We start from the raw sequence: 13,036 nt of genomic DNA on the forward strand, positions 1-13,036 counted from the left end.
AAGTGCCCCTGACCGCAACGGTTGGGGGCATTCGGGTGTTCCGGCCCCAACTCCCTTGATGAGAAGGGGAGATGGCGGCTGTCCGGGCCCCCGAAAAGGCCCCTTTTGGAGGCCCGGATTCCGCTAGTTGCCCCCGCCGGAGGCGACAACTCGCCTCAGATGGCACAATCGGTGCATGGAACGCGACAGCCAACTCGAGCTCTACGTGGCAGTCGCGGACCGATTGAAAGAAGCACACACAACAGTGCGCACACTGCAAGTCCCGGAGGGCGTACGCATGGCGCTGTCCCGGAAGCTGCTGGTCATAACGGCCGCGGCGAAACATGATCTCGCCGATGCGGCAAGGCGCCTGGACAGGTTGATGAAGGACCTCGACGAGGGCCGATTCCCTGAAGGCGACTAGGCCTTTGGAACTCCTGAAGGTCTACTTCGTTGCGGCACTAGGGTGATTAGCCCGTTTCGTGTTTGATTTGCGGTATATATCTGCCTAACGTGCGAAAAAGCTTGAACGCATTCGTTCTGGCAATGTCTCCGAAGGGGAAGACAGTGAACAAGGCGCAGCTCGTAGAAGTCATTGCGGACAAGGTCGGCGGCCGTCAGCAGGCCGCAGACGCGGTCGACGCGGTACTCGACGCGGTAGTCCGTGCAGTTGTGGCCGGAGACCGCGTGTCGGTCACCGGCTTCGGTTCGTTCGAGAAGGTCGACCGTCCGGCCCGGTACGCCCGTAACCCGCAGACGGGTGAGCGGGTCCGGGTCAAGAAGACCTCGGTGCCGCGCTTCCGCGCCGGTCAGGGCTTCAAGGACCTGGTCAGCGGCTCGAAGAAGCTCCCGAAGAACGACGTTGCCGTCAAGAAGGCGCCCAAGGGCAGCCTGTCGGGCGGTCCTTCCACCCGCACGACCGCCAAGGCCGCGGCCAAGAAGGCCACCGCCAAGAAGGCGACGGCCAAGAAGACCACCGCTGTGGCGAAGAAGGCCACTCCGGCGAAGAAGACCGCGGTGACGGCCAAGAAGGCGACGCCGGCGGCCAAGAAGGCCACCACCACGGCCAAGAAGGCCACCCCGGCGAAGAAGACCGCCACCACGGCCAAGAAGGCCACCGCCAAGAAGACGGCACCGGCTGCCAAGAAGGCCGCCGCCGCCAAGAAGACCGCGCCCGCCAAGAAGAGCTCGGCGCGCAAGACCACCGCCAAGAAGGCCACTGCCAGGAAGAAGTAGGGGCAGCGAGGCACTCACGCGCCGGGCCGGGCTCCCTCCGGGGAGCCCGGCCCGCGGTGTGTCCGGGGGAGCGCGAGCCCGGCGGGGCCCCGGGGGGCCGGGGCCCGGGGGGTCAGAACGTCTGGAGCGTCACCAGGGTGATGCGCCGGGACTCCCCTTCGCCGTCGACCTCGATCCGCACCCGCTGCCCCGCCCGCAGCAGCCGCAGGCCGCCCGCGTCGAAGGCCGGGGCGTCGAAGTCCACCGGGGTGCCGTCGTCGAGCAGCACACTGCCGCTGCGGGTCTGGGAGTCGTACGTGAACGCGGTCGCCTGCATGGCGGCAGCGTATCGGCCCGGGGCCGCGCACCGCTCCGTACGGCGGCGTCGGTACGAACGACCGCAGGAGTCGCAGGAGCGCCACGCACGGGGCCGCCCGGGCGTTACGCCCTATACGAGCGGGGGTGCGCCCACGACGACCCCGCTGAGCCGCGCCGTGCGCACCCCCACCCCCAGCTCCACCGCCGCCCGCAGATCGTCCCCGGTGTCCACGTCCTGTCGCACGGAATCGACGCCGGCCAGCAGGATTTCCCGGGCGCCGGAGGCGGCATGGCGGGCCCGCGAGGCGCCGCCGAAGGCCGGGGCCAATTCCACGCCGGGGGACGCGCACAGCAGTGTCGTCCCCATTCCGGCCGCGTCGGCCAGAAAAGCGCGCGGAAATGTGGCCGCGTATTCGAGCACTTGCCGCAATTCCGCGGGGCGCAGCGCGGGCAGATCGGCATTCAGTGCGGCGACGGCCGCGTCGGGCCGCGCCGCCCGCACCGTGTCCGCCCCGTACGCCAGTGCCGCGTTGAGCCCGGCGGCCGGAATATCCGCGGTAATCCGCGCTCCCAGGGCGGCCAGCGCCGTGCCGGCGGGGCCGTCGTCCGTGACGACCACCACATCGCGCACGACGGGACAGGCCAGCGCCGCCCCCACCGTGTCCAGGGCGAAGGCGAGCGCGAGCCCCGGACGCAACGCGTCGCCCGAGGAAGGCGTGAGCCTGCTCTTGGCCAGCAACAGGGGCTTCAGGGGGACGACCAGGGACCAGGGAGCGGTCCGGAACGTGTTCAGTGGCGAGCCCTCCGTCCTGTGCGCATCGGCCTCATTGTGGCCTGCCCGCCCGGTCGCGGGCACGGCAACGGGGAGGCCCGGCCCCAAAACCTGGGCGTACGGTGTTCTCGACAGACAAGGGGCCTGGGGCCACACTTGTGCGCCTGACCAGGCGTATCGGTGCAAAGAGCAGCCAGGTCCTAAAGGAAGGTGTCCGAGTGTCCCGCCGTAGAATCGGCTTCTGGTACCGCCTGGCAGCGGTCATCGCAAAACCGCCGCTGATGGTGCTGTTCAAGCGGGACTGGCACGGAATGGAGCACATTCCCGCCGACGGCGGATTCATCACCGCGGTCAATCACAACTCGTATCTGGACCCGCTGTCCTACGGGCACTTTCAGTACAACACGGGCCGTGTTCCCCGGCTCCTCGCCAAGGCCGGTCTCTTCCGGACGCCTTTCGTCGGCATGATGCTGCGCGGCACCGGCCAGATCCCCGTCTACCGCGACACCGGCAACGCCCTGGACGCCTTCCGGGCCGCCGTCGCCGCCATCGAGCACGGTGAGTGCGTCGCCTTCTATCCCGAAGGCACCCTCACCCGCGACCCCGACATGTGGCCGATGGCAGGCAAGTCCGGTGCGGCGCGCGTCGCCCTCCTGACGAAGGCCCCGGTCATCCCGGTGGCCCAGTGGGGCGCCAACTTGGCGATGCCGCCGTACGCGAAGGAGAACAAATTCCAGTTCTTCCCGCGCAAGACGCTCCAGGTGCAGGCGGGTCCGCCGGTCGACCTCCACCGGTTCTACGACGTGGAACCGACCCCCGACGTACTGCGCGAGGCCACCGAACTCATCATGGCGGCCATCACCGAGCAGCTCGCGGACCTGCGCGGCGAGCCCGTGCCCGCCGAGCCGTACGACCACCGCACGGTCCGTGCACAGCAGCGGCGCAAGGCCGCGGGAGAGGGCACAAAGTGACACGCCACCCGGTCAGGGCAGCCGTATTCGGAACGGGCTCCTGGGGTACGGCCTTCGGGATGGTCCTCGCCGACGCGGGCTGCGAGGTGACCCTCTGGGGCCGCCGCCCCGAGCTCGTCGAGGCCGTCAACACCACCCGGACCAACCCGGACTATCTGCCGGGCGTCGAACTCCCCGCGTCGCTGCGGGCCACCACCGACCCCGCCGAGGCCGCGGACGGCGCCGACTTCACGGTTCTCGCCGTGCCCTCGCAGACGCTGCGGGTCAATCTCGCCGCGTGGGCGCCGCTGCTGCCCGCCGACACCCTGCTCGTCTCCCTGATGAAGGGCGTCGAACTCGGCACCGCGAAGCGGATGAGCGAGGTGATCGAGGAGGTCGCCAAGGTCCCCGGCGAGCGCGTCGCGATCCTGACCGGCCCCAACCTGGCCAAGGAGATCGCCGCCCGCCAGCCCGCCGCCGCGGTCGTCGCCTGCCGGGACGAGGAGGCCGCCACCCGCTTCCAGGCCGCCTGCCACACCCCGTACTTCCGCCCGTACACCAACACCGACGTCGTCGGTTGCGAGCTGGGCGGCGCCGTCAAGAACGTCATCGCGCTGGCCGTCGGCATCGCGGACGGCATGGGCCTGGGCGACAACACCAAGGCCTCGCTGATCACCCGCGGGCTCGCCGAGACCACCCGGCTCGGCCTGGCCCTGGGCGCCGACGCGCACACCTTCGCGGGACTCGCGGGCATGGGCGACCTCGTCGCGACCTGCTCCTCGCCGCTCTCGCGCAACAACACCTTCGGCAAGAACCTGGGGCGCGGCATGACGCTTCAGGAGACCATCGCGGCGACGAAGCAGACCGCGGAGGGCGTCAAGTCCTGCGAGTCCGTGCTGGATCTGGCGCGCCGCCACGACGTCGACATGCCGATCACCGAGACGGTGGTGAGCATCGTCCACGAGGGCAAGCCGCCGCTGGTCGCGGTCAAGGAACTGATGGCGCGCAGCGCCAAGCCCGAGCGCCGCTGAGGCTCGTACCAACAGGTACGCTCAGTGCGATATGAGCAGCGAGAACCCCTCCCACAGCCCTGAGCCGCAGCGCAAGCCGCGCGTAGCCGTCGTGTTCGGCGGACGCAGCTCCGAACACGCCATCTCGGTCGTCACGGCCGGCGCCGTACTGCGGTCCATCGACCGCGAGAAGTACGACGTCCTGCCGATCGGGATCACCACGGACGGCCGCTGGGTCCTGACCAGCGACGATCCCGAGCGGATGGCCATCGCCGACCGCACCCTGCCGAGCGTCGAGGACCTCACCGAATCGACGACGGGCGGCGTGGTCCTCTCCGTCGACCCGGGCAGTCGCGAGGTCGTCCACAGCGAACCGGGCCTGGTGCCCAGGGCGCTGGGTGAAGTCGACGTCGTCTTTCCCGTCCTGCACGGCCCGTACGGCGAGGACGGCACCCTCCAGGGGCTGCTGGAGCTCTCCGGCGTCCCGTACGTCGGCTGCGGCGTCCTCGCCTCGGCCGTCGGCCAGGACAAGGAGTACATGAAGCGGGTGTTCATCTCCTTCGGGCTGCCCGTCGGCCCGTACGAGGTCATCCGCCCGCGCGAGTGGGAACTGGACCCCGCGGCCACCCGTAAGAAGATCGTGGGCTTCGCCGCCGACCACGGCTGGCCGATCTTCGTGAAGCCGGCCCGCGCCGGCTCCTCGATGGGCATCACCAAGGTCGACGACCTGTCCGGTCTCGACGAGGCGATCGAGGAGGCGCAGCGCCACGACCCGAAGATCCTCATCGAGTCGCTGCTGCGCGGCCGTGAGATCGAGTGCGGTGTGCTGGAGTTCGAGGACGGGCCGCGCGCGAGCGTGCCCGCCGAGATCCCGCCCGTCACGTCCCACGACTTCTACGACTTCGAGGCCAAGTACATCGACTCGGCCACCGGCCTGGTGCCGGCGCCGCTCACCGACGAGCAGACCGCCGAGGTGCGGCGGCTCGCGGTCGACGCGTTCGAAGCGGTGTCCTGCGAGGGCCTGGTGCGCGCCGACTTCTTCCTGCGGGAGAACGGCGAGTTCGTGATCAACGAGATCAACACCATGCCGGGCTTCACCCCGATCTCGATGTACCCGCGGATGTGGCAGGAGAGCGGCGTCGAGTACGCCGACCTCGTCGACCTGCTGATCCAGGCGGCGCTGCGCCGCTCGACGGGGCTGCGCTAGCGGGCCTCAGAGGCTGGACGGCACGGTCTTCTTCACCGGCCCCGCGAAGGCCGCCAACGGCGTGATGTCGTGGGCGTACTTCGCGGGGAAAGTGATCTCGACGTAGGCCTCGCGGTAGGTGCTGGTGAAGCGCTGGCCGCCGTTGTCCTGCGGCTCGTGCAGCCAGTTGACGCCGTCGGCGTCCACTCCCTGCGCCTGCGGATCCCCCATCCTTTCCGGTCGGGGGACCCCGCAGCGCAGTACGATCGCCGGGTCTCCCCACGCAGCGGTGAAGTCGGACCCGGGATCCGCGGTACGAGAGTCCTGGCCGTCGACCGACCCCGGCAGCTCCTGGTGCAGCGCCCGGCACACCTTGGCCGCTTCCGCGGACAGGGTGGGAACCGGGATCGCCACGGCGTCGTCGGTCAGGGAGCAGCCCGCGGCGGCGAGCAGCAGGGCGGCGGACAGACACAGAAGCCGGCGGGAAGAAGTCACCGGCCAAGCGTAGACGGGGCTACAGATGGACGACCGGGCAGGTCAGGGTGCGGGTGATGCCGTCCACCTGCTGGACCTTGGCCACCACCAGGCGGCCGAGTTCGTCGACCGTATCTGCCTCTGCACGCACGATCACGTCATAGGGTCCGGTCACGTCCTCGGCCTGGATCACTCCCTGAATCTTGCCGATGAGATCGGCGACGGTCGACGACTTGCCGACCTCGGTCTGAATAAGGATGTACGCCTGTACCACGGAACCTCCAGGGCGGCCACGAGGATCATGTGGGGAGAAGGGACGCCACCGTATCGCGTCGTCGTGGGCAGCGGGGAGACTTGCGCGGCCGGTGACGCAAGCCGTGCGGCGCACGGAAACTGAAGTTGACGTATGTGTTGACGGTACCGACAGCAGTGATGGCTCGCGACCGCAAGCTCAGCGGGTCCAAGGGGGTATCCGGGATGAATACGAGAGGCGAGACTCGATGAAGGGCACTGTCGGCGAGTTGGGGGAGTTCGGGCTCATCAGAGAGCTCACTTCCCGGCTCACCACCACCCCGGCGGTAAAGCTGGGGCCCGGTGACGACGCGGCTGTCGTGGCCGCTCCCGACCGACGGGTCGTGGCGAGCACGGACATTCTGCTGGAGGGGCGCCACTTCCGGCGCGACTGGTCCACCGCGTACGACGTGGGCCGCAAGGCAGCCGCCCAGAATCTCGCCGACATCGCCGCCATGGGCGCGGTCCCGACCGCGCTGCTGCTCGGACTCGTCGTCCCCGCCGAACTCCCCGTCGCCTGGCCGACCGAGCTGATGGACGGCATCAGGGACGAGTGCCAGGTGGCGGGCGCGGCGGTGGTCGGCGGAGACGTCGTACGCGGCGACACCATCACGGTGGCGATCACCGCACTCGGCGATCTGCGCAACCACGAGCCGGTCACCCGCTCCGGCGCCCGCTCCGGCGACATCGTCGCCGTCACCGGATGGCTGGGCTGGTCCGCCGCCGGGCACGCGGTCCTCTCGCGCGGCTTCCGCTCACCGCGGGCCTTCGTCGAGGCGCACCGGCGCCCCGAACCGCCCTACCACGCGGGCCCCGCCGCCGCCGGGCTCGGCGCCACCGCCATGACCGACGTCAGTGACGGGCTCGTCGCGGACCTCGGGCACATCGCGGAGGCCAGCAAGGTCCGGATCGACCTGCGGTCCGGGCTGATCGACATCCCCTCGCAGATGTCCGACATCGGGCAGGCCGTCGGCGTCGACCCGCTCCAGTGGGTGCTGACCGGCGGCGAGGACCACGCGATCGTGGCGACCTTCCCGCCGGACGTGAAACTGCCCGCCCGCTGGAAGGTGATCGGCGAGGTCCTCAACCCGTCGGCTCTGCCCCAGGTGACCGTCGACGGCGCGCCATGGACGAGCAAGGGCGGCTGGGACCACTTCGGCGACATCGAGACGGGGCAGTAGCCGGACGCCCTCGGAGCCGCGGCGTACTAGATTCGCGGGTATGCGAATACTTCCTTGTGTGCTCACCGTCGCCGGGTCCGACTCCGGCGGCGGTGCGGGCATCCAGGCCGACCTCAAGACGATGCTCGCCCTCGGTGTGCACGGCATGAGCGTGCTCACCGCGGTGACCGCGCAGAACTCGATGGGCGTGCAGGGCGTCTGGGACCTGCCGGTGGAGGCCGTACGCGCCCAGTACCGCAGCGTCGTCGACGACATCGGCGTACAGGCCGTGAAGACCGGGATGCTGTCGTCGGCCGCACTCGTCGAGGTCGTCGCGGAACTGCTGGCCGGCACCGACGCCCCGGTCGTCGTGGACCCGGTGGGCGTCTCCAAGCACGGGGACGCGCTGCTCGCCGACTCCGCGCTCGACGCCGTACGGACCCGACTCCTGCCCACCGCGACCGTCGCGACGCCCAACCTCGACGAGGTCGCCCAGCTCACCGGCGTCCGGGTGGAGTCGGAGACCGACCTGCGCCGGGCGGCCGACGCCCTGCTCGCGTACGGCCCGCGCTGGGCGCTCATCAAGGGCGGGCACCTGACGGGCGAAGCGGTGGACCTGCTGACGGACGGCACCGACGAGCACTGGCTGCGGGCGCCCCGGCACGACAACCGGCACACGCACGGCACGGGGTGCACGCTCGCGTCGGCCATCGCGTCGGGCCTCGCCAAGGGCCTCGATGTGCCGCAGGCCGTGCGGGCCGCCAAGGAGTACGTGACCGAGGCGATCGCCGCCGGCTTCGCGCTCGGCGGCGGCATCGGCCCGGTCGACCACGGCTGGCGGCTCAGGAATAGTCCTTCAGCGTGATGGCCGACGCCGCCTTCTCAGTGAGCTTCTTGAAGACTCCGGTGAGCAGCCGCGAGCTCAGGATCCGGTAGGCGCGGTCGCGCTGGCGGAGCTTCTTCTCAGTGGGCGGCGCCATGAACGGGCCCGCGCCCTCCGCCGTCTTCTGGCAGCCCTTGGCGTAGTCACCGACCTCCGCCTCGTACGCGGCGAACGCCACCCGGTGATCGCCGCGCACGAGGGCCAGTTCACCGGCCAGGACATACGCGCAGACGATGGCGGAGCCGGTGCCCATGCCGCCCATCGTCGCGCCGTGGCCCGCGTCGCCGAGGAGCACCACCCGGCCCTTGGACAGCCGCTCGACGCGGACCTGCGCGACCGCGTCGAAGTACAGGCTGTCCGTCGCCTCCAGCGCCGCCAGGATCCGCGGCGTCTCCCAGCCCACGTCCGCGAACCGCTCCGCGAGGATCTTCTTCTGCGCACCGATGTCGCGCCGGTCGTAGTCCAGCCGCTCCGAGGCGAAGACCAGCGTCGCGCCGGCCCGCTCCGGGTCGCCGTCGTAGTTGGAGAGGGACACCATCCTGTCCGGCTCGCTGTAGAGCCGGGCGGCCCGGTCCAGGGCGAGGTGGTTGGGGAGGTCGAATCCCGCGATGTAGTACCCGAGATGGCGCAGGGAGTGCTCCTGGTCGCCGAAGGCCAGCCGACGGGTGAGGGAGTGCAGACCATCGGCTCCGACGACGAGGTCGAAGCGGCGCGGGGCGCCCTGCTCGAACGTGACGTCGACCCCGTCGGTGTCCTCGGTCAGGGTGGCGATGGAGTCACCGAAGACGTACGCGACACGGTCCTTGGTGCGCTCGTAGAGGATCTCGGAGAGATCGCCGCGGAAGATCTCGACGTCGCCACTCATGAACGCGGCGGGCAGGTCCACCCGCTCGCTCCCGTCGGCGTCCACGACGGTCTGGCAGCCCATGTGGGTCTGCCGGGCGTGGACCTCGTCCCAGATGCCCAGGCGCTGGAGCGCCGTGCGGTGCGCCCGGCCGCGGAAGTCGACGGCGAAGCCGCCCTTGCGCAGGGCGGGCGCCTTCTCGACGACCGTGACGTGCGCGCCGTACTTCGAGAGCTGGAGGGCGAGTGCGGGACCGGCGACACTGGCCCCCGAGATCAGAACGCTGAGGTGGGCGAGCCGCTGTGTGGTGTCGGCCTGCGGGGTGTTGCTCTGCGAGGTCTCGCTCTGCTTCGTCATGCCCTGAGACTGGCGGGGCCCCCTTACCGTCCTCCTACCGTTCGCTGACCGCCGCTGACCGCAGGGCGTGACCCCGTTCGTACGCCGCCCTGTACGCCGTGGCGGAGAGCCTCGACCTTGCCGCTTCCCCGACCCGTACGACATCGAGGTCACCGGCGAGCGGCGCACCGCGCAGCGCCTCGGCGGCGCCGAGCAGTTCGGCGGCGGCCTCCGGGGCGGCCACCTCCGCCCAGGCCTCCGCCACGTCGGCGAGGGCGATGTCCTCGGGCTGCTCCACGGCGAGGTCCCGGGCCTGCCCGAACCAGTCGCGGGCCTCCTCCGGGCGGCCGTCCGCCGCCGCGGTGCGGCCGAGCCCGATGAAGATCCGCAGGGTCTCGCCGATGCTGAACCAGGTCGCCGCGCACACTTCGAGCGCCGCTTCGTAGTGCTCACGCGCGCGTGGCGTGTCACCGGTGAGACGGGCCGCGTCGCCAAGGCCGCGCAGCGCGCCCGCGACCTTGTCGGGGACACCGGCGCCCCGGGCGAGGTCGGCGGAGCGGGTGAACAGCTCGACGGCCTCGGCCGGCCGGCCGGCGTGCAGCTGGATCGCCGCCCGGCGCAGCAGCAGATCGGCGGTCTCCTCGGGCGCCGCCAGCTCCCGGACGAGTACGAGCGCCTCGTCGACCAGCGCCAGCGCGCGCCCGGTGTCGCCCCGCCAGTGCGCGAACATCGCCAGCGGATCAAGGCAGTTGGCCGTGCCCCAGCGGTCGCCGGTCGCCCGAAAGCCCTCCACGGCCTCGGCGAAGGCGGCCTCCGACGCGAGCGGCCGGCCGGCGAACAGTTCCTGGAAGCCGCCACCCATGCGGTACATCGCCAGCGTCCACGGATCATCGGGCCGAAACCTGCGCAGCTGGTCCTCGTTGCCGCGCTGCGGCCCGCTCACCAGCGACCACAGAACGAGCGTGAACGGCAGCCGCAGCGTCAGCCCGGGAGTGGCCATGAGGGCGTCCAACCGCCTGATCAGAGCGGGTTCACCCGGATCGCCCCGCCCGGTGATGGTGTGGATCACGCACAGGACGTACTCCTCGACGAGCCCTTCGGGCGCCTGCGGGCCCACCGCGGCCAGCAGTTCGACGGCGAGCGGGGCCAGCTCCCCCTGCCGTCCGCGCAGACGTACGTACCAGGACATCCGCGCCAGCAGCCGCAGCGCCGTGGACCGGTCGCCCTGCCGCAGAGCCGCGAAAAGATTGGCGTGCTCCGCGTCGAGCCGCGCCAGCCAGGCGAGTTGCGCCTCGCCGCGCAGGAAGGGCTCGGCGGTCTCGGCCAGCTCCAGGAAGTACGCGGCGTGCGCCGCGGTCGGCGCGGTCTCCTCGCCGGCCAGCCGCTCCGCGCAGAAGGCCCGGATGGTGTCCAGCATCCGGTAGCGCCCGTCCGTCACCTCCACGAAGGACTTCTCGACGAGCGAGGCCAGCACGTCCTCGGCGTCCGCGACGCCGCAGACCCGCTCGACCGCGTCCAGCGTCGCGCCCCCGCGGAACACCGTCAGCCGCGGTGCCAGCAGCCGCTCCTCGTCGTCGAGCAGCTCCCAGCTCCACTCCACGACCGCGCGCAGGGTCCGGTGGCGCGGCGCCTTGGTGCGGTCCCCGCGCGACAGCAGCCGGAAGCGGTCGTCGAGCCGGGCCGCGATCTCGTCGAGCGTGAGGGTACGCAGCCGGGCCGCCGCCAGTTCGATGGCGAGCGGCAGCCCGTCCAGCGCCGCACAGATGTGCTCCACGCGCGCGTGCTCCGCGCGGCTGCCGTCCCCGCCGAAGCCGGGGCGCACCGCCGCCGCCCGGTCGGTGAACAGGGCGACGGCGCCCTCGGGTGCGAGCGGGGGCAGCGGGCACAGGGCCTCGCCGGTGATGCCCAACGCCTCACGGCTCGTCGCCAGCACCCGCACACCGGGACAGGCGCCGAGCAGTAGACCCGCGAGCCGGGCCGCGCCCTCGACCAGATGCTCACAGTTGTCGAGCAGAAGCAGCAGCTCACGCCCTTCCAGCGCGGACAGCAGCCGTTCCGTGGCATCGCCCGCCCGGTCGTGGAATCCGCTCTCCCGCACCCCCAGCGCAGCCAGCACCGCGTACGGCAGCTGCGCCGCGTCGGCGATCGGCGCCAGCTCGACATAACAGACCGCCCCAGCCCAGCGACCGGCCGACTCGACCGCGAGCCGCGTCTTGCCGGCCCCGCCGGGCCCGGTCAGTGTCACCAGCCGCGCGGCCGAAAGCAGTGAGCCGATCCGCTCCAGTTCCCGCGACCGGCCCACGAAGGAGGTGAGCTGCGCGGGGACGCCACTGGCGGTGGCCCGCGCCGGGGCCTGGCCGCGCAGCAGCTCCAGATGGAGCGCGGCCAGCTCGGGGGAGGGGTCGGCGCCCAGCTCGTCGGAGAGCGTGCGGCGGGCGTCCTCGTACACACCGAGGGCCTCGGCCGGGCGTCCCGCCGCGTGCAGGGCCCGCATCAGCTGCCCGTACGGCCGCTCCCGCAGCGGGTGTACGGCGATGACCTCGCGCAGCTCGGGCACCAGCTCGGGGCCGCCGCCCAGCGCGAGATCCGCCTCCGTGCGGTCGTGCAGCGCGGCCAGCCGCAGCTCGTCGAGCCGGACCGCCTGCGCCTCGGCGAACGGCACGGAGGCCAGGTCCGCCAGGGCGGGCCCCCGCCACAGCCCGAGCGCTTCCCGCAACAGCTCGGCCGCCCGCCGGTGATCGCCCGCCGTCAGGGCCCGGCGTCCTTCGCGGGAGAGCCGCTCGAAGCGGTGGACGTCGACGTCCTCGGGGTCCGCGACCAGGCGGTAACCGGCGGGCAGCGACTCGATGCGTACGCCGAGCCGCTTGCGCAGCCGGGACACCTGGGACTGGAGCGCGTTGGCGGCGCCGGCCGGCGGCTCGCCACCGTACAGACCGTCGGTCAGCCGGTCGGTGCCCACCACCCGGCCCACGTCGAGCAGCAGCAGGGCGAGGAGGGCGCGCGGGCGCGGGCCGCCCGGATCGAGCGCGCCGCCCCTGCCGTCCGCGCCTTCGCTGTCGGCGTTGTCGGAACGTATGTCGAGAGGACCCAGGATTCCGAAGCGCACGTACCGATTCTGGCAGCTCACCGGGGGCGCAGGAGGGGAGTGGGCATAAAAGAACCGGCCCATCACAAGGATGGGCCGGTTCTTAAGCAACCAGCTAGGTGGCCGCGCTTGGCGTTACGTCAGCGCGAGACCTTGCCGGCCTTGATGCACGAAGTGCAGACGTTGAGCCGCTTCGGCGTCCGACCGACCACTGCACGCACGCGCTGGATGTTGGGATTCCAGCGACGAGACGTACGGCGGTGCGAGTGCGAAATACTATTGCCGAAGCCCGGCCCCTTGCCGCAGACGTCGCAGTTGGCAGCCACGGGTCACTCCAAAGACTTCAGGTGCTCTTACAGTGGATCCCGGCATGCCGGGATCGAAGATTCGAGTGGCGTAGCCGGGGGAAAGTCCCGATTCTCATCGGGCAACCGGAGCAGCATACATCGGCTGCTCCCGTACAACGAAACTACCATGGCTGCCGCTGCCCCCGCCCCGGCCCCCGGCCCCGACCGGGCTCGTTGCGGGTCTAC

14 protein-coding genes are annotated in these 13,036 nt (G+C 71.2%); 7 read left to right on the plus strand and 7 right to left on the minus strand.

All coding sequences use genetic code 11. From position 1 onward, the window contains the following. The first annotated feature begins 175 nt into the window (after nucleotides 1-175). Together ACLLJJ_RS29800 and ACLLJJ_RS29805 are read left to right on the plus strand one after the other, a co-directional pair. Entirely contained in the window at nucleotides 176-403 is a 228-nt protein-coding gene (locus ACLLJJ_RS29800; protein WP_434597055.1) for a hypothetical protein, read from the plus strand. A gap of 143 nt (nucleotides 404-546) precedes the next feature. Next, a complete protein-coding gene (locus tag ACLLJJ_RS29805; protein ID WP_434597057.1) occupies nucleotides 547-1,215 on the plus strand; it encodes an HU family DNA-binding protein in 669 nt (222 codons plus the stop codon). Between the two features lie 112 nt (nucleotides 1,216-1,327). Here the strand turns inward: ACLLJJ_RS29805 and ACLLJJ_RS29810 are convergent, their stop codons facing one another. Together ACLLJJ_RS29810 and cofC are read right to left on the minus strand one after the other, a co-directional pair. Beyond that, the gene (locus ACLLJJ_RS29810) at nucleotides 1,328-1,531 is read right to left on the minus strand and encodes a hypothetical protein (protein ID WP_283515760.1); all 204 of its coding nucleotides are present in this window, start codon (nucleotides 1,529-1,531) and stop codon (nucleotides 1,328-1,330) included. A gap of 111 nt (nucleotides 1,532-1,642) precedes the next feature. After that, nucleotides 1,643-2,305 carry a 2-phospho-L-lactate guanylyltransferase gene (cofC, locus tag ACLLJJ_RS29815; RefSeq protein ID WP_434600560.1) on the minus strand — a complete coding sequence of 221 codons (663 nt, stop codon included), beginning with the start codon at nucleotides 2,303-2,305 and terminating at the stop codon, nucleotides 1,643-1,645. A gap of 197 nt (nucleotides 2,306-2,502) precedes the next feature. Between cofC and ACLLJJ_RS29820 the strand changes: the two genes are divergently transcribed. The 3 genes from ACLLJJ_RS29820 to ACLLJJ_RS29830 are packed head-to-tail and all read left to right on the plus strand — an operon-like array spanning nucleotide 2,503 to nucleotide 5,451. Continuing rightward, a complete protein-coding gene (locus ACLLJJ_RS29820; protein ID WP_434597059.1) occupies nucleotides 2,503-3,255 on the plus strand; it encodes a lysophospholipid acyltransferase family protein in 753 nt (250 codons plus the stop codon). Beyond that, nucleotides 3,252-4,265 carry an NAD(P)H-dependent glycerol-3-phosphate dehydrogenase gene (locus tag ACLLJJ_RS29825; RefSeq protein WP_434597061.1) on the plus strand — a complete coding sequence of 338 codons (1,014 nt, stop codon included), beginning with the start codon at nucleotides 3,252-3,254 and terminating at the stop codon, nucleotides 4,263-4,265. The genes ACLLJJ_RS29820 and ACLLJJ_RS29825 overlap by 4 nt, the downstream gene beginning before the upstream one ends. A gap of 31 nt (nucleotides 4,266-4,296) precedes the next feature. Then, complete coding sequence (locus tag ACLLJJ_RS29830; protein ID WP_434597063.1) at nucleotides 4,297-5,451, plus strand: D-alanine--D-alanine ligase family protein; 1,155 nt, start codon at nucleotides 4,297-4,299, stop codon at nucleotides 5,449-5,451. A 6-nt stretch (nucleotides 5,452-5,457) separates the two neighbouring features. Here the strand turns inward: ACLLJJ_RS29830 and ACLLJJ_RS29835 are convergent, their stop codons facing one another. Further along, entirely contained in the window at nucleotides 5,458-5,925 is a 468-nt protein-coding gene (locus ACLLJJ_RS29835; RefSeq protein ID WP_434597065.1) for a DUF3515 domain-containing protein, read from the minus strand. 19 nt (nucleotides 5,926-5,944) lie between these two features. Next, entirely contained in the window at nucleotides 5,945-6,178 is a 234-nt protein-coding gene (locus ACLLJJ_RS29840; RefSeq protein ID WP_434597067.1) for an Lrp/AsnC ligand binding domain-containing protein, read from the minus strand. Nucleotides 6,179-6,404: 226 nt separating this feature from the next. Here ACLLJJ_RS29840 and ACLLJJ_RS29845 point away from each other — a divergent pair, with 226 nt between their 5' ends. Both ACLLJJ_RS29845 and thiD read left to right on the plus strand, forming a co-directional pair. Further along, entirely contained in the window at nucleotides 6,405-7,376 is a 972-nt protein-coding gene (locus tag ACLLJJ_RS29845) for a thiamine-phosphate kinase (RefSeq protein WP_434597069.1), read from the plus strand. Between the two features lie 40 nt (nucleotides 7,377-7,416). Beyond that, complete coding sequence (thiD, locus tag ACLLJJ_RS29850; protein WP_434597071.1) at nucleotides 7,417-8,220, plus strand: bifunctional hydroxymethylpyrimidine kinase/phosphomethylpyrimidine kinase; 804 nt, start codon at nucleotides 7,417-7,419, stop codon at nucleotides 8,218-8,220. Here the strand turns inward: thiD and ACLLJJ_RS29855 are convergent. The 3 genes from ACLLJJ_RS29855 to rpmB form a co-directional block, all read right to left on the minus strand. Further along, nucleotides 8,198-9,439, minus strand: coding sequence for an FAD-dependent monooxygenase (locus tag ACLLJJ_RS29855; protein WP_434597073.1), 1,242 nt, complete (start codon nucleotides 9,437-9,439; stop codon nucleotides 8,198-8,200). The genes thiD and ACLLJJ_RS29855 overlap by 23 nt on opposite strands. Before the next feature lie 34 nt (nucleotides 9,440-9,473). Further along, nucleotides 9,474-12,524 (minus strand): BTAD domain-containing putative transcriptional regulator, encoded by a 3,051-nt coding sequence (locus ACLLJJ_RS29860; protein ID WP_434597075.1) that lies wholly within the window; start codon nucleotides 12,522-12,524, stop codon nucleotides 9,474-9,476. Between the two features lie 119 nt (nucleotides 12,525-12,643). Then, entirely contained in the window at nucleotides 12,644-12,829 is a 186-nt protein-coding gene (rpmB, locus tag ACLLJJ_RS29865) for a 50S ribosomal protein L28 (RefSeq protein WP_078877327.1), read from the minus strand. Nucleotides 12,830-13,036 lie beyond the last annotated feature (207 nt).

Origin of the sequence: Streptomyces sp. A5-4 (genome assembly GCF_051131715.1) — a bacterium.
GTDB lineage: Bacteria > Actinomycetota > Actinomycetes > Streptomycetales > Streptomycetaceae > Streptomyces.